The 24706-nt window shown below is 70.0% G+C and carries 18 protein-coding genes; 9 read left to right on the forward strand and 9 right to left on the reverse strand.

Going from position 1 to position 24706, the window contains the following annotated elements:
- The first annotated feature begins 95 nt into the window (after positions 1–95).
- Positions 96–2651, forward strand: coding sequence for a TonB-dependent receptor domain-containing protein (locus tag LPN01_RS15770; protein WP_262829374.1), 2556 nt, complete (start codon positions 96–98; stop codon positions 2649–2651).
- A gap of 90 nt (positions 2652–2741) precedes the next feature.
- Positions 2742–3761: a LacI family DNA-binding transcriptional regulator gene (locus LPN01_RS15775; RefSeq protein WP_262829375.1), complete on the forward strand. Its 1020-nt coding sequence runs from the start codon at positions 2742–2744 to the stop codon at positions 3759–3761.
- A 9-nt stretch (positions 3762–3770) separates the two neighbouring features.
- Here the strand turns inward: LPN01_RS15775 and LPN01_RS15780 are convergent, their stop codons facing one another.
- From LPN01_RS15780 to LPN01_RS15790, 3 genes are read right to left on the reverse strand one after another with little or no spacing between them, the layout of a single operon-like run.
- Positions 3771–4925, reverse strand: coding sequence for a glycoside hydrolase family 68 protein (locus LPN01_RS15780; RefSeq protein ID WP_316748632.1), 1155 nt, complete (start codon positions 4923–4925; stop codon positions 3771–3773).
- Positions 4922–7027 carry an alpha-galactosidase gene (locus LPN01_RS15785; protein WP_262829376.1) on the reverse strand — a complete coding sequence of 702 codons (2106 nt, stop codon included), beginning with the start codon at positions 7025–7027 and terminating at the stop codon, positions 4922–4924. Before LPN01_RS15785 ends, LPN01_RS15780 begins: the two co-directional genes overlap by 4 nt.
- The gene (locus LPN01_RS15790) at positions 7024–8373 is read right to left on the reverse strand and encodes an MFS transporter (protein ID WP_262829377.1); all 1350 of its coding nucleotides are present in this window, start codon (positions 8371–8373) and stop codon (positions 7024–7026) included. Before LPN01_RS15790 ends, LPN01_RS15785 begins: the two co-directional genes overlap by 4 nt.
- A gap of 231 nt (positions 8374–8604) precedes the next feature.
- On the opposite strand from LPN01_RS15790, the gene LPN01_RS15795 reads away from it, so the two are divergent.
- Positions 8605–9276 carry a DUF6445 family protein gene (locus LPN01_RS15795; RefSeq protein WP_262829378.1) on the forward strand — a complete coding sequence of 224 codons (672 nt, stop codon included), beginning with the start codon at positions 8605–8607 and terminating at the stop codon, positions 9274–9276.
- Positions 9277–9337: 61 nt separating this feature from the next.
- On the opposite strand, the gene LPN01_RS15800 is transcribed toward LPN01_RS15795, so the two are convergent.
- Positions 9338–11854 (reverse strand): PAS domain S-box protein, encoded by a 2517-nt coding sequence (locus LPN01_RS15800; RefSeq protein WP_262829379.1) that lies wholly within the window; start codon positions 11852–11854, stop codon positions 9338–9340.
- A gap of 313 nt (positions 11855–12167) precedes the next feature.
- On the opposite strand from LPN01_RS15800, the gene LPN01_RS15805 reads away from it, so the two are divergent.
- Genes LPN01_RS15805 through LPN01_RS15815 form a run of 3 tightly spaced genes read left to right on the forward strand, consistent with a single transcriptional unit; the run spans position 12168 to position 15437 of the window.
- Positions 12168–12575 (forward strand): hypothetical protein, encoded by a 408-nt coding sequence (locus tag LPN01_RS15805; RefSeq protein ID WP_262829380.1) that lies wholly within the window; start codon positions 12168–12170, stop codon positions 12573–12575.
- Positions 12568–14910, forward strand: coding sequence for a PAS domain-containing protein (locus tag LPN01_RS15810; RefSeq protein WP_262829381.1), 2343 nt, complete (start codon positions 12568–12570; stop codon positions 14908–14910). The genes LPN01_RS15805 and LPN01_RS15810 overlap by 8 nt, the downstream gene beginning before the upstream one ends.
- A complete protein-coding gene (locus LPN01_RS15815; protein WP_262829382.1) occupies positions 14907–15437 on the forward strand; it encodes a response regulator in 531 nt (176 codons plus the stop codon). The genes LPN01_RS15810 and LPN01_RS15815 overlap by 4 nt, the downstream gene beginning before the upstream one ends.
- A 45-nt stretch (positions 15438–15482) precedes the next feature.
- Here LPN01_RS15815 and LPN01_RS15820 read toward each other — a convergent pair whose 3' ends face one another.
- On the reverse strand, positions 15483–15668 hold the full coding sequence (locus LPN01_RS15820) for a helix-hairpin-helix domain-containing protein (protein WP_262829383.1): 186 nt from the start codon (positions 15666–15668) through the stop codon (positions 15483–15485).
- A gap of 112 nt (positions 15669–15780) precedes the next feature.
- Positions 15781–16089, reverse strand: a complete 309-nt coding sequence (locus LPN01_RS15825; RefSeq protein WP_262829384.1) for a hypothetical protein — start codon at positions 16087–16089, stop codon at positions 15781–15783.
- 107 nt (positions 16090–16196) lie between these two features.
- Here LPN01_RS15825 and LPN01_RS15830 point away from each other — a divergent pair, with 107 nt between their 5' ends.
- Entirely contained in the window at positions 16197–16352 is a 156-nt protein-coding gene (locus LPN01_RS15830) for a hypothetical protein (RefSeq protein WP_262829385.1), read from the forward strand.
- On the opposite strand, the gene LPN01_RS15835 is transcribed toward LPN01_RS15830, so the two are convergent.
- Complete coding sequence (locus LPN01_RS15835; RefSeq protein ID WP_262829386.1) at positions 16353–16619, reverse strand: hypothetical protein; 267 nt, start codon at positions 16617–16619, stop codon at positions 16353–16355.
- Positions 16620–16733: 114 nt separating this feature from the next.
- Between LPN01_RS15835 and LPN01_RS15840 the strand changes: the two genes are divergently transcribed.
- Both LPN01_RS15840 and LPN01_RS15845 read left to right on the forward strand, forming a co-directional pair.
- The gene (locus LPN01_RS15840) at positions 16734–17129 is read left to right on the forward strand and encodes a DUF4174 domain-containing protein (RefSeq protein ID WP_262829387.1); all 396 of its coding nucleotides are present in this window, start codon (positions 16734–16736) and stop codon (positions 17127–17129) included.
- 130 nt (positions 17130–17259) lie between these two features.
- Positions 17260–20433 (forward strand): helicase-related protein, encoded by a 3174-nt coding sequence (locus LPN01_RS15845; protein ID WP_262829388.1) that lies wholly within the window; start codon positions 17260–17262, stop codon positions 20431–20433.
- Between the two features lie 190 nt (positions 20434–20623).
- Here the strand turns inward: LPN01_RS15845 and LPN01_RS15850 are convergent, their stop codons facing one another.
- Positions 20624–23071: a glycoside hydrolase family 95 protein gene (locus LPN01_RS15850; protein ID WP_262829389.1), complete on the reverse strand. Its 2448-nt coding sequence runs from the start codon at positions 23069–23071 to the stop codon at positions 20624–20626.
- A gap of 538 nt (positions 23072–23609) precedes the next feature.
- On the reverse strand, positions 23610–24653 hold the full coding sequence (locus tag LPN01_RS15855; RefSeq protein WP_262829390.1) for an alpha/beta hydrolase: 1044 nt from the start codon (positions 24651–24653) through the stop codon (positions 23610–23612).
- Positions 24654–24706 lie beyond the last annotated feature (53 nt).

Consider the following 24706-nt stretch of genomic DNA (forward strand, 5'->3'; position numbering starts at 1 on the left):
GATGCAAACCTTTGCATAAAGATGTTGCAATCGATTGCGGGTGCAGTATAGGCAATCTCGAAGCCTCCACAGCGGGGCATTGGAGGAGGATTGCCATGAGGTTGAAGACACTGCTCGCCTGCGGCTCGACGATGGCGATGACGACGGCATTCGCCGCATCCGCGGCGCTCGCGCAGACGACGGCAACCCCGACGACGGCCGCGCCGGTACCGACCGGCGCCGATCAGGTCGCGCAGGCGGGCGACATCCCCGACGCCGGCACGCAGGGCGACGACATCGTCGTCACCGCGACCACCGGCGAACGCTCGCGCCTGCGCAGCTCGATCTCGGTGTCGCAGATCAGCCAGGAGGCGATCCAGAACTTCACGCCGCGGTCCGAGGCCGAAGTGCTGCGCAACATCCCCGGCCTCCAGCCGTCGGACACCGCCGGCCCCGGCGGCAACGCCAACATCGGCGTACGCGGCATCCCCGTATCGACCGGCGGTTCGGAATATGTGGCGTTGCAGGAAGATGGCCTGCCCGACGTCCTGTTCGGCGACATGAACTTCGGCAACAACGATTACTGGCTGCGTTTCGACCAGAACGTGCAGCGGGTCGAGGCCGTCCGCGGTGGTTCCGCATCGACCTTTTCCAGCCAGGCGCCGGGCGCGGTCATCAACTACATCAGCAAGACCGGCGAGAAGGAGGGCGGCCAGGTCGCCTACAGCAACGGGCTGGGCTTTCGCGAACATCGCGTCGACTTCGACTATGGCGCGCCGGTCAGCGACACGCTGCGCTTCCACGTCGGCGGCTATGCGCGCAACGGCGGCGGCCTGACCAACGAGAATTTCAACATCCTGCGCGGCTACCAGATCAAGGCGAACGTCACCAAGGACTTCGCCGACAACCGCGGCTTCATCCGCCTGAACTTCAAGCGGCTCGACGAACAGGCGCCGACCAACACCACGACGCCATCGCTGGCGACGCTGGACGGCAACAAGGTCACCGGCTTCGCACCGCTGCCGACCTTCGACGGCCGCGACGGGTCGGCCTATTCGATCTACAACCGCCGCTTCCAGTATCTCGACTATGACGGCGGCGGGATCCGCTCGGCCGAGGTGCAGGGCATCCATCCGCGCGTGACCGGCATCGGCGCGCAATTCCACTACGACATCACCGACAACATCACGATCGACGACAGCATCCGCTATCAGTGGATCAAGGGCAATTTCACCACGCAGTTCATCAACGTCGCGACCCGCACCGGCGCGGGCGGGGTGATCGGATCGACCGTCAACGGCGCCGTCGTCGGATCGCTGCGCTATGCCGCCGGCCCCAGCGCCGGACAGGTCTACACCGGCACCTACGTCAACAACAATCCGAACATCAACACGTTGATGAAGGACATGAACAACTTCGTGAACAACCTGACCCTGAACGGCAAGTTCGAGGTCGGCCCGGGCAAGGCGACGGTCGCCACCGGCGTGTTCCTGATGAAGCAGAACATCGTCCAGGACTGGCACGTCAATCGCCAGTACAGCGAGCTGAGCGGTGAGAACGCCGCGCCGCTCGACCTGTTCTCGACCACGGGGACGCAGCTGACCGCCGCGGGACAGGCCGGGTTCAACGACAATTGGGGCACCTGCTGCGCCCGCCGCGTCGACCTGACCTATACCGACACCGCACCGTTCCTCCAGGTCGGCTACGAGGTCGGCGGGCTGAACCTCGACGCCAGCGTCCGCTACGACAGCGTACACGGCGAAGGCACCGCGCAGGGCGGCGTCGCCGGCCCGACCACGCGCGTCGCCGATGCGCTGGGATCGGCGCTGATCCCGTCGCTAGTGCTCAGCCCGACGATCGAGAAGGTGGACTATACCGACCATTATGTCAGCTGGTCGCTCGGCGCGCTGTACGCGATCGACCGCAATACCAGCCTGTTCGCCCGCGCCAGCCGCGGCGGCCGCTTCAACGCCGACCGGCGCGTGCTGTCGGGCAATTTCAACGCCGACGGCTCGCTCAACGCACAGGGGCAGTCGACCTCGGTCAATTTCCTCAACCAGCAGGAAGTCGGCCTGAAGCGGCGCGGCGGCGTGTTCGGCGCCTCCTATTCGGTCGAGGTCACCGGGTTCCGTTCGACGCTGACCGAGAACAATTACGACTTCACCCGGATCAACAATCCGGCACCGAACAACAATCCGAACATCTCCAACGGCTATCGCTCGTACGGCGTCGAGTTTTCCAGCAGGGTGACGTCGGGCAATTTCAACCTGGCGGTCGACGCGACCTATTCGAATTCGAAGATCACCAGCAGCGGCACCGCGGCGCTGGTCGGCAAGCGGCCGGGCGGCCTGCCCGAATTCCTGTATGTCGTCTCGCCCAGCTACGACGCCGGCATCGTCGCATTCGGCGTCAGCGTGAACGGCCAGACGAGCACCAAGTCGGACGACTTCAACCTGTACACGATCGAGGGGTCGACCTTCGTCAACGGCTTCCTGACCGTCCGCCCGGTGGATCGGGTCGAACTGGGGCTCAACGTCAACAACCTGTTCGACAAGCTCGGCTTCCGCGGGGGCGGCAGCCTCAACCCGATCCTGTCGTCGACCAGCGCGGTGTTCAACAACACCGCCCTCTATGGCCGTACCGTGACCGGATCGATCCGTTACCGCTTCTGAAGGCGGTCGCCGTTTCCTCCCCCGCCTCGGCGGAGCAGGGTCGCCCCTGCTCCGCTTCTTTTCGGTCGGCCGGCGTGTAGAATGGGTGGCATGAACCGCACCGACCCACCCGAAACCGTTCGTACGCTCAAGGACCTGGCGCGGCTCGCCGGGGTTTCGGCGGGCACCGTCTCGCGCGCGCTCGCCGGCAAGTCGCTGGTCAACGACGAGACGCGGCAGCGGATCGAGGCACTGGCGGCCGAACACAACTTCCGCCCCAACCAGATGGCGCGCCGCCTGCGTACGCAGCAGACCGGGGTGATCGGCATCGCCGTGCCACTCGGCCACGAGCGCCGGCAGCATGTCTCCGACCCGTTCTTCCTGACGCTGTTCGGCTATCTGGCGGATGCGCTGACCGAGCGCGGCTACGACATCATGCTGTCGCGGATCATTCCCGACGCCGACGACTGGCTCGACCGCGTGGTTCGGTCCGGCATGGTCGACGGCGTGCTGCTGATCGGCCAGTCCGACCAGTTCGACGTGATCGAGGCGGTGGCGAGCGGCTATCGCCCGCTCGTCGTGTGGGGCAGCACCATGCCGGGCCAGCGCCATTGCGCGGTCGGCGTCGACAATGCGCACGGCGGACGGCTGGTCGGCGAACGGCTGATCGCGGGCGGCGCCACCCGCATCGCCTTCATGGGCGAGACGCGGACGCTGGAGATCGCCGAACGCTATCGCGGCGTGTGCGACGCCGCCGCCGCGGCCGGCCTGCCGGTGCCGGTCCGGCTGGACACGCACATGGCGTCGGACGTGATGGGCGAGGAGATCGCCGCCAACCTCGACCGCGCGGCGGGGCGGTTCGATGCCATCGCCTGCGCCTCGGACGTCATCGCGCGGCGGACGATCGGCATCCTGGCGGAACGCGGGATCGCCGTGCCGCGCGACATGCGCGTCACCGGCTTCGACGACCTGCCGCTCGCCGAACAGATGCAGCCGCGGCTGACCACGGTGCGACAGGATCTCGCGATCGGCAGCGCGGCGATGATCGATGCGCTGTTCGCGCGGATCGACGGCGACGATGCACCGTCGGTGGAGATGGCGCCGATCCTCGTCGCGCGCGACAGCGCCTGACCGCAGGCGTCAGGCGGCGACGATCGCCGCCCGGTCGCCGTCGAGCGCGAGCCGGAACCACGGCGCCGCGGTGCCGCCGAACTGCGCGCGGCGGGTGACGGGATCGGGCGCGACCCCGCCGCCGAGACCCCAGGCATCGACGAAACTGATGACGTCGAGCTCGCCCGTCACCCACCAGCAATAGCCCTGCGCGGGTTCCGCCGACGGATTGGCCGCGACCAGTCCCGATCCGTTGAGCGGCGTCCACGGCCCGGTCATCGCCGGCGCGACCATGCCGTACAGCCCGGTCGGCGCGCCGATGCCGTCCGCGAACCGCCGCGCCTGCGTCGACCAGAACAGGTAATAGCGGCCGGCGTGAACGACGACGTGGGGGCGCTCGAGCTCGCTGTTGACGCCGATCGCCTCGACCAGTGGCGGGGCGAGCGCCCAGGGATCGGCGGGCGCGGTCCGCCGCGCCACGCCGATGACGCCATCGTCGATCGCATCGACCCAGCCCGCCGATCCGACGAACAGCAGGTATTCGGCGCCGTCGGCGGGATCGCGCAGGTAGCCGGGATCGCGGAAGCCCTTGATCCGGCCATCGACGGCATCGCCCTGATCGGCGACGCGATAGACCGCGCCATCGGCCACGACCGATTCCACCGGGGGGTGCCAGTCGCCGACGCGTCCCGCCTCGAACCGGCCGCGCGTTTCGAACAGGCGCTGCGCGAAGCGGCGCGATCCGTCGCGATGGCCGGCAGCAGTGAAATACATGGTCAGCGTCGCGCCGTCGGCGTCGAGGACCGCCGATCCCGACCATTCGCGGCTGCCGGGGGCGAAGCCGTCCGGAAAGGCGGGGCCGTGATCGCGCCAGCCGTCGCTGCCGTGGCTGGTCAGGTGGATGCGCGCGGCATCGTGCCGCGCATCGGGATCGGCGAAGGCCGGCGCGGCGAGGAAGAACCACCAGCTGCGTCCCCCGACCACGACGGTCCGTCCGTCGGCGTCCGCGATCTGCCACATGTCCCACAGGTCGTGCCCCGCAAGGATCGGGACGACGTCGGCGGCGGTGATGACCGGCAGCGCGGCGGCGGGCTGGTCGGCGGCACGCCGCGCGGCGTCCGCGGTCCAGCGGGCCGGCCGGGGCATGGGCGCCGTGTCGGCGGGCGTGGCGACGGAAGCGGTCATGCGGTCTCCAGCGCGAAGAGCGCGACGCTCTCCGCCTTCATCGCGGGCATCGGCAGGCCGGCATGCGCCAGCCAGTCGCCGTCGAAGATCGCGCCGGCGCCGCGCATCGTCGCGAACAGCGGCGCATCGGGGGCGGCGTGGCCGTCCTCGGTGGCGATATCGAGCAGGCGCACACGGGTAGACCCCGCCGCTGCGAGCGGCGGCAGCACGATCGGCGGCGGCCGGCGCACTGTCGTGGGCGCGACCCGGGTGACGCTCAGCAGCAGGTCGCCCGGCTCGCCGTGCATTTGCCAGACGAGGCCGTCCGGTCCCTCCCCCAGCCACATCCGGCCGCGATGCAGCCGGTCGCGCAGCCGTTTGTAGCGCGCGATCGCCGCGGACAGGATCGCCGCATCGCCGGGGGGGATCGCCGCCGGATCGAGTTCGACGCCCAGATGCCCGGGCAGCGCCACCGCGGCACGGAATGCCATACCCTGTCGCCGGCCGGTCGCATGCGCGGGGCTCGCGCCGACGTGGGCGCCCATCATCTCGGGCGGCATGAAATGGAGGAAGCCGCGCTGCATGCCGACCCGGCTGACCGCGTCGATACAGTCGCTGGTCCAGAAGCGGTGCGTGCGGGCGGCGATGCCCGCATCGATCCGGCCGCCGCCGCCCGCGCACGATTCGATCTCCACCGCCGGATGCGCCGCGCGCAACCGGTCGATCAGGGCATAGAGCCCCACGACCTGCGCATGATAGCCGGCGCGCCCGTGCGCATCGCCGGCCGGCGCCAGTTCGCGATTGTGATCCCATTTCAGATAGGCGATCGGCAACGCGCCGAGCAGCGCGTCGATCGCCTCGAACAGATAGTCGCGCACCGCCGCACGCCCCAGGTCGAGTACCCATTGATTGCGCGAGGTCAGCCGCGGCACGCCGTCCAGCTGCAACGCCCAGTCGGGATGCGCGCGGGCGAGATCGCTGTGGGGGTTGACCATCTCCGGCTCCACCCACAATCCGAACGTCATGCCGCGCGCGACGACATGGCGGGCGAGCGGCCCGAGGCCGCGGGGATATTTGACCGGATCGGGCGTCCAGTCGCCCAATGCGGCGGTGTCGTCCCCCCTGCCCCGGAACCAGCCGTCGTCGAGCACGAACCGCTCGACGCCGAGCGCCGCGGACCGGTCGGCGAGCGCGATCAGCGCCGCCTCGTCGTGATCGAAATAGAAGCCTTCCCAGCTGTTCACGTGCACCGGGCGCGGCGGCATGCCCGTCGCGGGCCACGGCGCGCGCGCGCGGATCGCGGCATGGAACGCCTGGATCGCGCCGTTGAGGCCGGTCGCTGCACAGGCGGCGAGCATTTCGGGGCTGTCGTAGCGTTCGCCCGGCGCCAGCCGGACCTCGCCGGGGGCGAGCGCCTCGCCCATCTGCAACGTCCACACGCCGTCGTCGTCGCGCTCGATGGCGAGGCGGTGGTTGCCCGACGAGGCGAGTTGTGCGGCATGGACGCGGCCGGCATGCCAGCCCGCGTCCGGCCCCGTCACGAACACGCCCGGCGGACCGGCATGACCGGTCAGCCCGCGGCGTGTCTCGCGCACCCAGCCATGCGCGGGCATCGGTTCCGCCTGCGGTACGAATTCGGCATTGTGGCGCCCGGTGAAACTGCGGATGCCGCTACAATCCGCCGGCAGCGGCAGCGTCCCCGCCGCGAGCCATGCGACGTCGAGCGGCCCGTCGCCATCGTTGACGACGGATGCCGACAGGATCGCGATCCCGTCGCGCAGCGCGATCCGCTGCACCAGCGTGATGCCGGCCCGCGCATCGACCAGCGTGACCGTGACCGCATCGGCGCCCGCATCGATCGCATCCACCACGAACCATTGCGCGAAATCGCGACCGGCGCGATGGGCACGTAGTGCCGCCGGGCCGAACCAGCCGCTGCCGAAGCCGGGCGCGAGCGTCAGCGGCTGGTCGATGTCGAGCGAGAAGCTCGCGGCCGGCCGCACCTCGGCGATCGGTGGCAACCCGCCGGCATCGACCCGCGGTCCCCACCAGCGCCACAGCGGCGGCGCCGTACCCCGATCCTCCAGCACCAGGCTGGTGGTGGCGTCGTGCAAAGCGATCATGCGTCCGCCTCGTGCGTCGCGCCGACCGGCAGCCCTTCGGCATTGCGTTCCCGCACGGTCCACACCGCCGCCGCGGCGCAGAACATCAGGACGCCGGCGAGCGTGACGACGTGGCGCGGGTCGCCGTGCATCCACGGCCCGTAATAGAAGGGCAGCGTCACCGCGATCAGCAGCATCGGGATGACGATCATCATGTTGAAGATGCCCATGTAGACGCCGGTGCGCTCAGCCGGGATCGAGCCGGCGAGGATGACGTAGGGATTGCCCATGATGCTCGCCCAGCCGATGCCGATCCCGATCGCCGGCAGGAACAGCATCGCCTTGTCGGTGACGTGCGGCAGCCACAGCATGCCGATGCCCGCGAGCACGAGGCACAGCGCATGCAGGCTCGCCGCGCCCAGCCGCCGCGCGAGCGGCACCATCGCGAACGCCGCGACGAAGGCGACGCCGTTGTACCAGGCGGCCATTTCGCCGTTGGTCAGAACCGCCGAGTGAAAGCCCGACGAGGTCGCGACGTCGGTGCGATAGACCGACCGTCCGATCGAATAGATGATATAGCCCCAATAGGCGGCCATCGCATACCATTGGAACAGGCTCATCAGCGCGAGCTTGCGCATCGCCGGGGGCATGTCGCGGATCGCCGAGCCGATCTCGCGCAGCACCGCGCCCGCACCCTTGGGCTCGGCCGCGATCCGGGCGCGATCGGCGGTCGACAGCGGCAGTTCGGGGACGCGGCGGATCGACCAGAGGATCGTCGAAAAGCTCAGCACCGCACCGAACATGAAGGCGAAGCGCGCGGTATAGGGGATGTTGTGCGTGTCGACCCAGTCCTGGTTCATCCCGAACCACACGAGCAGCGACGGCGTCAGGAACGCGAGCATCTGCGCCAGCCCGGTGAACGCCGACTGGGTCAGGAACCCGATCTGGTGCTGGTTCTCGTTCAGCCGGTCGGAGACATAGGCGCGATACGGTTCCATCGTGATGTTGTTGCCGGCATCGAGGATCCACAGCATCGACACCGCCATCAGCAGCGAATTCGACAGCGGCATGAAGAACAGCCCGAGCGCGCAGAGCACCGCGCCGAACAGGAAATAGGGCGTGCGCCGCCCCCAGCGGCTGTCCGTCCGGTCGCTCATCGCGCCGATCAGCGGCTGAACCAGCAGCCCGGTGATCGGCCCGGCGAGTTGCAGCAACGGCAGCGACGCCTCCGACGCGCCGAGGTAGCTGTAGATCGGCGCCATATTGCCCTGTTGCAGCCCGAAACTGAATTGCAGGCCGAGGAACCCCAGGTTCATCTCGAGGATGCGGGACAGCGACAGGTGCGGTTTGGAATCGGGCAGGCGCATGCGGCATCCTCTGTCGTCGCCCGTCTGCGCGAGCCGTCCCCGCGTTTCTAACGCATGTCGGGCCGATTGCAACAATCGATTGCAAGAGGTGTTGCGAGGCGTCGCTGGCGCCGAGGCCCGGCGCATGCGGACGCATCGATACCGCACGGCACCGCCTCGCGGCCGGTCTCCAGCATCGACCAATCCCGTTTTTCGCTTTGGTAAACAGCTATTTCGGGCGATCGTGCGGCCATGCCATTCGACCATGTGACGCAGTGCCGGATCGGCGACGAGGCGCAGCCCGTCGTCGTCGTCGACGGTTTCGCCCCGGATGCCGCCGCGTTGCGCGAAGCGGCGCTGGCGGCGTGCTTCGGTCCCGCCGGCGAACATTATCCGGGCGTACGCGCGCCCCTGCCCGCCGGTTACATGGACGCCTGCCTGCCGCGCATCGCACAGGCGATGGGGCGCAGCTTCGGCCGCTTGCGCCGGCTGCGCGTCATCGACGCGAGCTTCTCGATCGTCGCCACCGCGCCGGGCGCGTTGCAGCCGCGCCAGCGGCTGCCGCATGTCGATGCCTATGGCGCGGAGCGGATCGCGCTGGTCCATTACCTCGGGCCGGAGCCGCATGGCACCGCCTTCTACCGCCATCGCGTCACCGGCTATGAGACGGTCGATGCGACGCGGGCGCCCGCCTATTTCGCCGCGGTGGACCGCGAGCTGTCCGGGGATGCGCCGCCGCCCGGGTATATCGCCAGCGACACCGCCGCCTTCGCCTGCACCGCACGGTTCGACGCCCGCTTCGATCGCGCCTTGCTGTACCGCAGCTATGCGCTGCACAGCGGTGCCATTCCGCCGGACGCCGACCTGTCGGCTGACCCGGCGCGCGGGCGGCTGACGGTGACCGCATTTCTGGCGATGGAATGAGCGGACCGGCGTGTCCAGCGTCGACCGCCGGCGGCGGCGCACGGCGTGCCCGCTGCCGGGATCACATCGCCAGGATCTCGCCCACGCGCTGTTCCAGGTCGAGCACGTTGAACGGCTTGGTCAGGACGGCCATGCCCTTGTCCAGATGCCCGGCACCGACGGCGGCGTTGGCGGCATAGCCGGTGACGAACAGCACTTTCAGATCGGGCCGGATCGAGCGACCCGCATCCGCCACCTGTCGTCCGTTGAGCCCCCCCGGCAGGCCGACGTCGGTAATCAGCAGGTCGATGCGCACCGCCGTCTGCAACATCGCGACCCCGAGCGGCCCGGTCTTGGCGGTCAGAACGCGATAGCCCGCCTCGCCCAGGATCTCGCTCACGAGTTCGCGGATCGCGTCTTCGTCCTCGACGAGCAGGACGGTCTGCCCCTCGCCCGCGCGAAGCCGGCCGGCGACCTCGACCGGTGCCTCGCTTGGCTCGCCGGCTCCGACGAGCCGCGGCAGGTACAGGTGCATGGTCGTCCCCTGCCCGACCTCGGAGCGGATCCGCACCTGCCCGCCCGATTGCCGCACGAATCCGTAGATCATCGACAGGCCCAGCCCGGTGCCCTCGCCGATCGGCTTGGTGGTGAAAAAGGGGTCGAAGACGCGGGCGATCACCTCCGGCGGCATGCCCGTGCCGGTGTCGGTGACGCTCAGCGAGACATAGTCGCCGTCGGGAAATTCCTGCGGCGCGGCGGCCTGCGCGTCGAGCGTCGCGTTGGCGGTCGCGATCGTCAGCGTGCCGCCGTCGGGCATCGCGTCGCGCGCATTGATGCACAGGTTCAGCAGCGCACTTTCGAGCTGCGGCGCATCCGCGAGCACGGGCCACAGGCCGGGCGTGGCGGCGACGCGCAATTCGATCGCGGGGCCGAGCGTCCGCCCGATGATCTCCGTCATGCTGCCGACGAGCTGGTCGACGTCCACCGCGACGGGTGCCAGCGTCTGGCGGCGGGAAAAGGCGAGCAATCGCTGGGTCAGCGCCGCGGCGCGCTGCGCGCCGGTCAGCGCCATGGTCATGTAGCGATCGAGCCGGTCATATTGGCCGGCCGCGACGCGGTGGCTGAGCAGTTCGAGTCCGCCGGTCACCGCCGTCAGCATGTTGTTGAAATCGTGGGCTAGCCCGCCGGTGAGCTGACCGACCGCCTCCATCTTCTGCGCCTGGCGCAGCGCTTCTTCGGCATGCATCAGGTCGGCGGTGCGCGCCGCGACGCGCTGTTCGAGCGTGTCGTTGAGACGCCGCAACTCGATCAACGCCCGATCGCGTTCCTCCGCGAGCTTGCGCCGTTCCTCGACGTCGATCAGGACGCCGGGAAAGCTGAGCGGCGTACCGTCGGCGGCATGCTCGACGCGGCCGTTCGCCTCCAGCCAGTGATATTGGCCATTCGCCCGCCGCGTGCGATATTGATGCGCATAGGAGCCGCCGCGCTCGATCGCCTCGCGGATCGCCGCGGCCAGCCCCGCCTGATCGTCCGGATGGACGGTGGCGACGACCTGTTCGAGGCTCAGCCCCTCCCGCCCCAGCGCCGGATCCAGCCCGAACGCCCGCGCGAACGGTTCGTCCACCGTGAACCGGTCGTTGGGCAGGTCCCAGACCCAGGTCCCGATGATCGCACCCGCGGCGAGCGCGAGCTGGACGCGTTGCGCGTCGACCTTGGCCGCCGCCTCGCTTGCCCGCAACGCATGTTCGGCCTCGCGACGCTCGGTCTCGTCGCGGGCGATCTTCAGGAAGCCGCGCGGGTTGCCCTGGGCATCCGCCGGCAGGGGATGCATCGACCCGCTCAGGAACACGGTCGACCCGTCGCGGCGCAGGTGCCAGCGTTCGTCGATCGCGCACCCGTCGCGCACCGCGCCCGCGATCTCGCGCACGTCCGCGCCCTTCGCCCGGTCCTCGTCGACGAAGATCATCGACGCCGACCGGCCGATCGCCTCGTCCGGCGACCAGCCGAGCACCGCCTGTGCGCCCGCCGACCATGTCGTGATGATCCCGCCGACGTCGGTGGTGAAGATCACATGGTCCCGCGCCCCCTCGATCACGAGGCGCAGCCGCTCCTCGCTCTGGCGCAACGCCGCGTCCGCGAGCACCCGCTCGGTCGTCTCGTTGGTGAAGATGAACAGGCCGGCGATGTCGCCGTCCGGATCGAGGATCCGCGAATAGGAAAAGGTGAACCAGGTGTCGGCGGCGCCGCGGTCCGTATCCAGCTTCCACGGCATGTCGGTGAAGCGCTGGCTGCGGCCGGCGAACGCTTCGTCGATGATCGGCTTCGCCTGTTCCCACGCATCCGCCCAGACGACGTGGAACGGTGCCCCCATCGCCCAGTCCAGCCGCGGACCGAGCAGCGGGACATAGGCGTCGTTGAAGAAGAAGCTGAGGTCGTCGGTGCCCCAGGCGAGGATCATCGATTCGGGCGAATTGAGCACGATGCTCAGGTTGGACTTCAGGATGTCCGGCCAGCCGGCCGGCGCGCCGAGCGGATGGTCCGACCAGTCGCGCTCGAGGATCAGCCGCGCCGCCGCGCCGCCACCGGCCAGGAACCGCATGTCCCGGGGAAGCGTGGCGATATCGGTCGGGGAACATGCATCCATCGCAAAGGCGTTAGCGCCTGACGCGCCGGGTCGAAAGACGCTTGGCGATCCGCCGACCGGTTTTCGAAACCCGACGGGGCGAACCGTGGCGCGGCCGGTCGTGCACCCGAGTGATTTTCGCTTTCGCTTGAACAGCTTGGCGTTATCCGCGTACCTTGGACGGAGAATGATCTCCGGCAGACATGGCGCGTCAGGGCCTTCCCATGTCCGCACGGTGGGACGCGACGGAGGGGGAGGCCGGTTCCTTCCCGGATAGCGGGGTACGCGCATGACCAAGATGCTGAGCGCCGCGAACGCGCTGCCCCGGCTGATCGCGCCGGGGACGACCCGGACGCTCGCACAACGCATGCTGAGCGCCTCTGCCGAGATCGCCGCCGCGCTGCCCCGCGGTTTCTATGCGCCGACGGCGCTCGACATCCTGCTCACGCTCTATATCGCCGAAGACGACGCGCGGTATCTCGTCGCCGCCGAGCTGCATCTGCCGGGCGGGCCGCCGACGGGCGTCGTCGACCGCTGGCTGACGGCACTGGCGGCGGAGGGGCTGCTCGACCGGCAGGGCGAATTGCTCGCGCTGAGCGCCAAGGGCTACGACCTGGTGACGGCGATCGTCGAGGCGATCCATGCCGCGCAACGGACGCTGGACGTGCCTTGCGGTCCGGCCCCCGGGGATGCGTGACGCGCTGGCGGCGGACGGATCGCCGGCAAGCCCGCGGTGCAGCGAGGCGCGGCTGCGGTTCCTGCTGCGGCTCGGCGACGCCTTGCGTCCCCTCGACGACGTCGGCGCGATCCAGGCGCTGGTGGCGCGCATGCTGGTCGAGGAGATGGAGGCCGACCGCGGCGGCTATGCCGACGTGCGGTCCGACGGCGATACCGTCGAACTGGAGTGGAGGCCCGCCGACGACGGCGGCTTCCCCACGCCAGCACACTGGTCGGCCGACATCGGTCGGCCGGTGCACGACCGCCTGTGTTCGGGCCGGATCGACCTGCACCAGGACGTCGCCGACGACGCGTCGCTGGGCGCGGCCGAACGACATGCCTATGCCGCGATGGACGTCGCCGCCGCGGTGAACGTGCCGGTGCTGGACGCGGGGCGGTTGCGCGCCTTCTTCTTCCTGCATCATCGCCGCCCGCGCCCCTATTCGGATGGCGAGCTCGATTTCCTGCGCGAGACTGCGGAACGCGCCGGGTTCGCGATCGAGGATGCGCGGACCAAGGCGGCGCTCCGCGACAGCGAGGCACGCTTGCTGGCGGCGCTCGAGAGCGTGCCGGCGGGGATCGCGATGCTCGACACGTCGGGCCGGATCGTGCTCGCCAACGCCGAATACCGGCAGTTCCTCCCGAGCGGCGTCATCCCGTCGCGCGACCCGGCGGGCGTCGGCCGCTGGCAGGCATGGGACGACGACGGCCACCTGCTGACGCCGACCGACTATCCCGGGGCACGGGCGATGCGCGGCGAGCGGACCGTTCCCGGGCAGGAGATGCTGTTCAGCATCGATGCCACCCGCCGGATATGGACCAGGGTGGCCAGCGTGCCGATCTACGATGCCGCCGGCCGGATCAACGGACAGGCCAGCGTCATCAGCGACATCGATGCGCTGAAGCGCAATTCGGAGGCCCTGCGCGAGAGCCAGGCCCGCGCGCAGCTGCTGATCGACGGGATCGCCGCGGCGACGTGGGAGGCCGCCCCTGACGGCCTCGTCGAAGCCGACAGTCCCAGCTGGCGCGCCTTCACCGGCCAGGCCTATGACGAATGGAAGGGCTATGGCTGGCTGACGGCCATCCATCCGTCCGATCGCACCGCGACCGTGCGGACGTGGCGCGAGGCGGTGCGGGCGCGGCGGCCGATCGATGCCGAATACCGCCTGCGCCGCGCCGACGGCCAGTATCGCTGGATGAACGTGCGCGCCGTGCCGCTGCGCAACGATGCCGGACGGATCGAGAAGTGGCTCGGGCTGAACATCGACATCGATGCGCGCAAGCGGCTGGAACAATCGCTCGGCGACAACGAACGCCGCACGCGGGCGCTGGTCGAGGGGATACCGCAGTTGCTGTGGCGGGCGGGACGCGCCACCAGGCTCGACTGGGCGAGCCCGCAATGGACGGCCTTCACCGGGCAGACCGAACAGGACAGCCGCGCGCGCGGCTGGCTGGACATGGTCCATCCCGACGACCGCGACGCGGTGCTCGCGGCGTGGGAAGGCGCCGCCGCGGGCGCCGGGTTCGAGATCGAGCACCGCCTGCGCCACCGCGACGGCCGCTATCGGTGGTTCGCGACCCGCGGGGTGCCCGTCATCGACGAGGCGGGCGACATCGTCGAATGGCTCGGCACCGCCAACGACATCGACGCGCTGCGCGACGCGCAGGCCGGCCAGGAGATCATGGTCGCGGAACTCCAGCACCGCACGCGCAACCTCATCGCCGTGGTCCGCGCCCTGTCGGAAAAGACGCTGGACGGCGCGACCTCGCTCGCCGACTTCGCACGCCGCTTCAACCATCGGCTGTCGTCGCTCGCGCGGGTGCAGGGCCTGTTGTCGCACACCAAGGCCCGCGGCAGGGTGATGTTCGACGAACTGCTGCGCTCCGAACTGTCGGCACTCGGCGGCAGCGACTCCGACGGACTGGATGCGCGGATCACGCTGCGCGGACCGCGCGGGATACCGTTGCGATCCAGCGCGGTGCAGACGCTCGCCCTCGCCCTGCACGAACTGGCGACCAACGCGGTCAAGCATGGCGCGCTGGCGAGCGCGACGGGCAGGCTGGAGATCGGCTGGTCGATCGAGCGCGACGATGCGCCCTGCCCCAGCCTGTTCATCGAATGGACCGAAACCGGGGTGAGCGCGCATCGGGCCGGCGGCGCGGACGCGCCCAGCGGATACGGCCGCGAACTGATCGAGCGCGCGCTGCCGTTCCAGCTGAAGGCGAAGACCAGTTACGCTTTGACCGCGGACGGTTTACGCTGCACCGTCACGGTACCGATCATATCGACCCAGACAGGCAAAGAAGGACCATGATGGCCGACGCATCGCTCCGGGACCGCCGCGTCCTCGTGGTCGAGGACGAATATATGATCGCCGAGGCGATGAGCCGCGACCTGCGCCGCGCCGGTGCCACCGTGCTCGGCCCGGTGTCCGACGTCGCCGGCGCGCTGGCGCTGCTCGACGACGAGGCCGACGTCGACGCCGCGGTGCTCGACATCAACCTGGGCGACCACAAGGTCTATCCGGTGGTCGACGTGCTGCTCGCGCGCGGGGCGCAATGCGTGTTCGCGACCGGCAACGATCCCGCCGACGTGCCGACCGCCTATGCAGCGATGACCCGCCTCGAAAAGCCGGTCGATCCCGCCTCGATCGTCCACGTTCTGAACGGACGGGGGCCCTATGCGGAACCGCGACGCGGCTCCGACCCCCTCGCCGCCCTGACGGCGTTGCGCGACCAGTTGACGCTCCAGATCAGGGTCGCCGGCGATGCGGGCGAAACGCTGCTCGCCGCGAAATTGAGCGAGGCGTTCGACGTCGCGGACCACGCGCTGCGCCGCTGACCCGGCCCGGCCCGGCCCGGCCATGTCGCGCCGCGCCGCGCGCGATCAGCCGAAGCCGATGACGTCCTCGAGCCCCGTGACCTTGCCGGCGAGACCGGGCACCTCTTCCAGTTGCCGCAACGCGTCGAAACCGCCGCGGTCGTCGCGATAGCGGACGATCTCGAACCCGTGCCCGCGCAGCGCGTCGATCGCGTCGATCGCCTCGGCGGATGCGGTGTTGATGTCGATCATGGCAGGTGCCTCCGGCGATAGGGGTTCATGGATGGGCTGCCGGTGTTGCGAAGGCAGGCGCACGACGTGCCATACGGGCGCGGCTCCGGCGATCACCGGAGCCGCCACCCGCTTAGGCTTCGCGCACCGCCGCGGCATCGAATTCGCCGAACGCCTCGCGCACCTTGGCGACCGTCGCCTCGTCGTCGATCTCGACCGTCACGATCACCGCGCCCTGCAGCGCCGCATCGTCCCTGGCGTCCGTGCCGGGTGCACCGGCATCGGTGTCGGAGCCGGCGCGCTCCACGCCCGCGGTGTTGCGATCCCCGGACGCTGCGACGACCACGTCGGCGCGGTCGATGCCATGTTCCTGGACGAGCCGTTCGACGGTCATCTCCGCCTCGCGCCGGGTGTCGAAGGTCGCGTTCAGCGTCGTGCCCATGGTCGTTCTCCCGTGCCGCCGACGGTGGCCGGGGTCGTGGGGCACAACGCATGGGAGCGCATCGGATCCGCAGGCCGAATGCGATAGTGCGCGATCGGTCCGGGGCCATGAACCGGGTGATGTCCCCGGCGGCCCGTCCGCGCTATGGCGGCGCCATGGAAAACCGGCCCATCGTCCGCCGCACGATCATCGTTGCGATCCTGTGCCTCGCCATTTCCATGGCGGGGATGCTGGCGCTCGGCCTGGCGCTCTATCGCACCTGACTAATCATCGTCCGGCAAATGGCGTTCGGTGAGCGCCATCAGCGTGCGGGCGGCATCGCGATCGGCGGCATCGGCGAACGCCACGTCGAGGTCCGGCGCGGCATCGAGCATGTAGAGCAAGGTCCACAGGGCGAAGCGGCGCGGCCGGTCCCGCGTGAGGCCGAGGTCGACCCGCATATGTTCGATCCCCGCGGCGAGCGCGCCCTGGGGCACGGCCGCAAGGTCGGTCGCGCCGAAATAGCGGCGCATCTGGTCGTCGAGGTCCATGATCGCGCCCTAGCCGGGAACCGCCGCGGCGTCACCGCCGGCTTGAGGAGCCAGCCGCGCGTGCCCATGGCATTCGGACCGGCACCCGCTCCCCCGGCCGTGCGTTGTCGCGGGATGATGCCGCTGCCCCTGCTCGTCGCCGCGTCGCTGGTCGCGACGCCCCCCTCCACCGTCGCGGCGATGCGATGGGAGAAGCGCGTGCTGGTCATCGGCGCCCCCGATGCGGACGATCCCGCGCTGCACGACCAACGCCGCATCCTCGCCCGGTGGCGGGAAGGCGCCGCCCAGCGCGACCTCGTGGTCGTCGAGATGGTCGGCGACGCGGTAAGCGGGGCGTCCGATACCGCGGCGGCGCTGCGTCGACGTCTCGCGATGCCCGCCGGTCGCTTCGCGGTCGCGCTGATCGGCAAGGACGGCGGCACCAAGCTGCGCGGCGACCGGCCGCTGTCGTCCGCCACGCTGGCGGCGACGATCGATGCCATGCCGATGCGTGTCCGGGGCGGGCGATAGGGTCCCGGCCGACGCGGCACGGGCCTGCGCTGGCGGGCCGCCCCGGCGCAACCCCGGAAAAGCGGACGCGCCGGCGGAACGCGCGGCCCGGATGACACGTTCGCGCACCCTCCTTTTGCCAAGGTTGTACATGCCCGCACATTCGCCGTCCCCCAGCGTCCATCGCAGCACGGCCGAACATGCCGCGGCCCTCGCTCCGCTGCTCGACGAGGGCGACATCATCGCGATCGTGCGTGACGAGATCGCGGCGGCGGCCCTCGCCGAGACGCTGGCGATCATGTGTCCCGACAGCACGATCCTGACCTGTCCCGGCAGCGACGCACTGCCCGGCGACACCGCCCCGGCGTCCCCCGGCAACGTCGGCCAGCGGGTCGCGAGCCTTCACCGGTTGCAACGCCTGCTGGCGACGCCCCGGCGTCCGTCGGTGGCGCTGGTCAGCACGGGCGAAGCGGCGGCGCGCGCCTATCCCCGTCCCGAAACCTATGCCGCGGAACCGCCGGCGGTGGCGGTCGGCGACGCGGTCGACCTCGCCGTGCTCCACGACGACCTGCTCGGGATCGGCTATGTCGCCGACGAGCGGGTCGACGAGCCGGGGGAGATCGGGTTGCGCGGACAGGTGCTCGACGTCTTTCCCGCGGACGCGGCCCTGCCGCTGCGCGTCGAGGTGGCGGAGGGGCGGATCGCCTCGATCCGCAGCTATGATCCGGCCGACCAGCGCAGCATCGATGACATCGAGCGCCGTGACCTGGGGCGCGTGACCGAACCCGCGCTCGGCGATACGCCGACGACGCTGCTCGATCAGTTTCCGCACGCCCGGGTGGCGATCGACCCCGCGGCCGACGAGCGGCGGCAGCGTCTGCTCAGGCTGGTGGCCGATGCGACCCGGCGCGGGTCGAAGCGGGCACGCAAGGACGTCGTCGCCGAGGCCGGCTGGCGCGCGGCCATCGCGGCGCGCACCATCGTCACGCCGGCGCCCGCCGGCGACCCGCCGCCGCGGTTCGTCGAGAATGCATCGCCGCTGCGCGCCTGCGCCCGGCTGGCGCGGGACGTGCTCGACGCAGGGGGACGCGTGGTGCTGCTCGCCGGGCGGCGCGACCTGCGTTTCCTCGGACCGCGCCTCGCCAATGCGGTCAAGCGCGACATGCAGGACGTGGCATCCTGGGCGCAGGTCGCCGCGTCCCCGTCGGGCAGCCTGACGTCGCTCGCCGTCTGCGCGGACCGCGGGTTCCGCCGCGGGGACATCCTCGCGGTGACCGCCGCGGATCTGATCGGCAGCCGGGCCGAACGGGGCGGGCCGACGGTCACGGCTCCGATCTCCGCCTTTGCGGCGGGTATCGAATTGCGCGTCGACGACGTGGTGATCCACGAGGATCATGGCCTCGCCGTGATATCGGGCCTGCAACCGCTGCCGGCGGACGATCGCGATGGCAGCGATGGCGGCGACGCGATCGTGCTGACGCATGCCGACGATGCGGTGCGGCTGGTCCCGGTCGCCGCCGCGGACCGGATCTGGCGATATGGCGCGGAGGACGATGCGGTCCGGCTCGACAAGCTGGACGGATCGAGCTGGCACAAGCGACGCGCCGAGATCGATGCGGCGATCGCGGAAACCGCCAGGGCGCTCACCGCGCTGGCGGCGGAGCGGGCGGAGCGCACCGCACCGGTGCTGGACCCGCCCGTGGCCGATTACGAACGGTTCGCGGCCGGCTTCCCCTTTTCCGAAACGCCCGACCAGCTGATCGCGATCGAGGCGGTCCGATCGGACCTCGCCAGCGGCAGGCCGATGGACCGGCTGATCGTGGGCGACGTCGGCTTCGGCAAGACCGAGGTCGCGCTGCGGGCGGCGGCGGTCGTCGCGCTTTCGGGCCGCCAGGTGGCGATCGCGGCGCCCACCACGGTGCTGGCGCGACAGCATCTCGAAAGCTTCGCCGACCGGTTCGCAGATACGGGGATCGCCGTCGCCAGCCTGTCGCGCACATCGACGGCGAGCGAACGCAAGGCGGTGAAGGCGGGGCTTGCCGACGGGTCGATCCATATCGTGATCGGCACCGGTGCCGTCGCCGGCAAGGGCGTCGCCTACCGCGATCTCGCGCTTGTCATCGTCGACGAGGAACAGCGGTTCGGCGCCGCGGACAAGGCCCGGCTGCAACACCTGTCGTCCGGGCATATCCTGACGCTGTCGGCGACGCCGATCCCGCGCACGCTGCAGGCCGCGATGGTGGGCCTGCGCCAGCTGTCGATCATCGCCACGCCGCCGGCGCGGCGCCAGCCCATCCGCACCGCCGTCGGTGCATTCAGCGAGGCGACGCTGCGCACGGCGCTCCTGCGCGAGCACAGCCGCGGGGGACAGAGCTTCGTCGTGGTGCCGCGTATCGCCGACATGGCGCCGCTTGCGGACATGCTCGCGCGTCTGGTCCCGGAGCTGGAGGTGCTGTCCGCGCATGGCAAGATGGCGGCGGCGGATATCGACGCATCCATGGTGCGGTTCGGCCGCGGCGACGGCGACGTGCTGCTCGCGACCAACATCATCGAGGCCGGGCTCGACGTGCCGCGCGCCAATACGATGGCGATCCTGCACGCCGACCGCTTCGGGCTGGCGCAATTGCACCAGTTGCGCGGCCGCGTCGGCCGCGGCAGCCGCCGCGGCCAGGTGCTGCTGTTCACCGATGCCGACGACGCGATCGCGCCACGGACGGCCAAGCGGCTGCGCACGCTGGAGGCGTTCGACCGGCTGGGCGCAGGGTTCGCGATCAGCGCCCGCGATCTCGACCTGCGCGGTGCCGGCGATTTGATCGGCGATACGCAGGCGGGGCACATGCGCCTGATCGGCGTCGAACTGTACCAGCAGCTGCTCGAAGGCGCCTTGCGCGAGGCGCGGGGCGAAAGCGTGGAGCGATGGACCCCGGTACTGCATCTGGGGCTCGACGGCCGCCTGCCCGCGGACTGGATCCCGGACGAAAGCATGCGGATCGCGCTCTACGCGCGCCTTGCGCGGATCGTGTCGGCCGAGGACCTCGACGCGTTCGAGGAGGAACTGGCCGATCGCTTCGGCGACGCCCCGGACGACGCACGGCGCCTGCTGACGACCGCGCGGCTGCGCTTGCAGATGCGGATCGCCGAGATCGCGCGGATCGATGCCGGGCCGGCGGCGATCGCCTTCACCCCGCGCGGCGACGCCGCGGCGCTGGCGCAGCGGCTGCGCCTGCCCGAAAAGAACGGACGCGCGCTGCTGGTCGAGGCCATCGCCGATCCCGGCACACGGCTCGACCGGATCATCGCGCTGCTGGACGATGCATCCGAGTGATGTGACGGGTCGGCGAAGGGCGTTTCGCAGCGCACGATGCGTGTTGGTTCGCACCTGCGACGTCACTGGGCGACGAGGGTTCGCCTGGGCGCGGCGCACCATCGATTGTCCGACGCCGGCGCCTGCCGGTCTGCCGCCGAGCCGCGCGGCGCGCGCGACGACGCAGGCCGGTCCGAAGCCCGGCGGAGGATCATCGCCCGGGCGAAGCCAGCATCGTCAGCTCCAGCGGGCGTCCGGCCTCCAGCCTCGGTCCCGGCGGCGCCGTAAACCCGAACCCCGCGGGGGGGCGGACGGCGATCGGACCGGACGGGCCGGTCAGTCGGGCCGTGACCCGACGCGGCGTCCAGGTCAGATCGACCGTCACGCCACCGCGGGCGCGCAGGCCCGTCACCGACCCGGTCGCCCAGCCCGGCGGCAAGGCGGGCAGGATGGCAACCGCACCGTCATGGCTTTGCAGCAACATCTCCGCAATCGCCGCGGTGATGCCGAAATTGCCGTCGATCTGGAACAGGACATGCCCCGGCGCCGGATGGGTATCGAGCAGATTGCCGACGGTGCTCGCTTTCAGGAACAGCTCCACCGATCGACCGGCGCGGGCACCATCGCCGAGCCGCGCCCAGATCGCCGTCGCCCAGGCCCGGCTCCAGCCCGTGGCGGCGCCGCCGTGATCTTCCCGGCGCTGCATCGAAGCCCGCACCGCCTCGGCCCAGCGGGGCGTGCGCCGTACGGTGAACTCGGCCCCCGGATAGAGCGGGTAGAGGTGCGAGATGTGGCGATGTCCCGGATCCTGCTCCACGAAATCCTGCGACCATTCCTGCAACTGGCCGTGGCGCCCGACCCGGAACGGCTCGAGTTGCGGCAGCAACGCGGCGAGCGTGTTCGCGAACGTCGCATCGCTGCCCAGCAGGCCGGCCGCGGCGATGCAGTTCGCGAACAGCTCGCGGATGAGCGCCATATCCATGGTGCAGCCGGCGCTGATCGTGGCGGGCTTGCCATCGGGCGCGATGAACAGGTTTTCGGGCGAGATGGACGGCGCGGTCGTCAGCCGCCCGTCCGCGGGCCCGCGCACCAGCCATGCGGCACAGAACTCCGCGGCGCCGCGCATCAACGGCCAGGCACGGCGGCGCAGATAGTCGATGTCGCCGCTCCCGAAGGCATAATGGTCCCACAGGTGCTGCGCGAGCCACGGCGCACCCATAGGCCAGTTTGCCCAATTGGGGTCACCCTTGCCCTCCCCCACGGGATTGGTCATCGCCCAGATGTCGGTATTGTGATGCAGGCACCAGCCCGGCATTCCGTAATAGGCACGCGCGGTCTGCGCGCCGGTCCGGGCCAGCCGCTCGATATGATCGATCAGCGGCAAATGGCAGTCGGCGAGATTACAGGTCTCGGCGAGCCAGTAGTTCATCTCGAGATTGATGTTGGTGGTGTAGTTGCAGCTCCAGGGCGGTTGCACCTTGTCGTTCCAGATGCCCTGCAGGTTCGCCGGCTGGGTGCCGGGCCGCGACGTCGCGATGAGCAGATAGCGGCCGAAGTGGAACAACAGGGCCGCCATCGCCGGATCGGGCGCCGTGAAGTCGGCCGCCCTGCGACGATCGGTCGGCGCGTCGCTCCGCGCCGGACCGAGGTCCAGCCGGACACGCCGATACAGTGCGCGATGGTCGGCCACATGTGCCGCCCGCAACGCGGCGAACGATTTCGGCCGCGCCCCGTCAAGCGCCGCCACCGCCCGCGCTTCCACCGCGGCGGGCGACAGATCGGGCGCGGCGTCGAAACCGCGAAAGCCGGTCGCGGCCGCGATGCGCAGTTCGATGGTGCCGGCGCCGGTGACGCGCAGAGCATCGCCTTCCGGCATCACCGCGCCATCGGTCCGCACCTCCACCACCGTCGCGAACGCCATGCCGCGACCCGGCGTATCCGAATAGACGATCGGATCGGCTACGCGATCGTAATCCGGCTTGCAGATCGTCGGCGCCTTGCCGGCCAGCACCAGCCGGCCGCCGGCCACCCGGACCTTCGCCTTCAACAGGCTCGACAGCGCCACCCGACCGGTCAGCGCGCCTGGCGTATCGGCGGTAAGTCGCAAGACCAGAATCTGGTCGGGGTGCGACGCGAACGCCTCGCGCGTGAAACGGACGCCGTCGACCTGATAGCTGACCGATGCCGTCGCGCTGTCGAGGTCCAGCATCCGGCGGTAACCCGTCGACACCCCGCGATGGGTGAGGTCGATCGTCAGGTCCGCCAACGGCTCGTATGTCTGGCTGTAGGGCCCCTGCATCGCATGCGACACCGCGTCCGCACCATGATACTCGCCCGCGAACACCAGCTCGCGCATCCGGCCCAGCAGCGCGGCGGATCGGGAATCGGGCGAGGGCGCAGGCTGACCGGACCACAGCGTATCGTCGTTCAGCGACAGCGTTTCACGCTCCACGCCGCCGCGCACCATGGCTCCCAGCCGCCCGTTGCCTATCGGCAGCGCGTCGATCCACTCCGCCGCGGGCGCGTCGAACACCAGGCGATGCGCGTCGGTCGCGTCCCCCTTCCCCTGATTGGCCGCGGCCGACCGACCGGCTTGCGCGGCAAGCAGCAACCCGGTGAAGCCGAGCACCTCGCGTCGATCGACCGGCCAAGATGTCATGCTGCGCCCCTCGTTTTCAGACCCGGTTTTGGCCGTGCTGCAGCGGATCTGCCAATTTTACAGCGGCGCGGCAACCAGTGCAGCGCCAGCAAACAGACGATTGCCGTGAACTCGTTGAAACAGCGGACAACTAGGATCAACACTTGATGGGCGCGCGCCGGAGGTTTCGCGTTGGTTCAGGATATCTACGTCCAGCAAGGGGCTTTGATGCCGCGTCGGCTGACGTGGTGAGCGATAGGGGTGGCAGGATTCGAACCGTTGCTCGATCCGCGTATCGCTCCCGCTTATGCTCGGCGAGACGCACGGGCACCCAAGATCGAGGTCTTGAGCCGTTGGCGGCTACCACCTTTCTGGTGACGCGACGCAGCCGCGGCCTGGCGCCAGTCGTCGCCTGCCACGGCACGAGGCCAAGCCGCTACCGACGCCGGTCACGCCAAGGGCGGGCGTCGGCGGGATCGTCCCGACACCGTCCGCCGGCTCGGCGATCCCCCGCGACGACAGTCCACCGTCGATCGCCACAGCGACGGCCTTCCGCCCCCTACCGTTTCGCGCGCCTGGACGATGCGTTCGCGCTGCGGGACAGTTGGCGGTCGAAGAAGCTGCTGATGACCTGATAGGCTTCCAGCGACTCCGGCAGGTCGGAGTTCATGAAGAACGCATGCCCCATCCCGTCGAAGACCTGAAGATGCGTTTCCACCCCGGCCTGTTCGAGGCGCCGGCTCATGGTCGCCATCGCGCTGAGCGCAAAGTCCCGCGATCCCCCCAGCAGCAGGGTCGGCGGAAACGCTGCGAGCATCGTCTTGCTGTTCCCCGGATAGGCCACAGGATTGTTCGACGTGACGCCACTGAAATACGGGATCGGATCGACGGTAACGCCCGATGGGGCGGGCGGCTGTGCCATCGCGAGCTGGCCGAGGATCGCCGAATCCCCCCCGAACGGAAGTCCGGTTCCGCATAACGTGCCGATCGCGGCGGGAACCGGGAGCTTGCGCTGGACGATCATCGCGGTCGCCTCGGCAGTGAGCGCGCCCCCCGCCGAGCAGCCGTAGATCCCTATCTTTTCCGGACGGTAGGTCCGCAGCAACGCCTGGTACACGGCGACGGCATCCTCGACGGCCGCCGGAAAGCGATGTTCGGGGGCCAGCCGGTAGTCCACCGTGACGACGGTCGTCCGGGCTACCGCCGCGATCGGTACGGCTTCGACCAGCGCACCGCTTCCCGCGCCCCACATGAAGGCGCCGCCATGCAGATTGATGAGCACGCGGTCGGTCCGGCGGGGATCGGGCGATGCGGGCGTGACGACCTCGACACCGACGCCGCCGATCGTGCGATGCTCCGTACGGACGTCAAATCGGCGTCGCATCTTCGCCAGCGCGCGATCGCTATAGGCCTGCCAAAAACGCCGCACGGCCGGCAGGTCCGTCATCGACGGTGGCACCTGCGGATCGCGCAGGTCGGCCGCCATCGCCGCCTCCGCTTCGGGACTCGCATATCCCGAGAACGGCAGGGTCGTCGCGGGCAGCTTGACCGCGGCTGCCGCTTCGTCGCCTCGCTGCGCATCGGCGCTGGCGGCGAACATCATGCTCCCAGCGATCAGCAATCCTGCTGCATAAGATTTCACGACATCTCGCCTTT

The organism is Sphingomonas sp. A2-49, assembly GCF_025548555.1.
Classification (GTDB): Bacteria; Pseudomonadota; Alphaproteobacteria; order Sphingomonadales; family Sphingomonadaceae; genus Sphingomonas.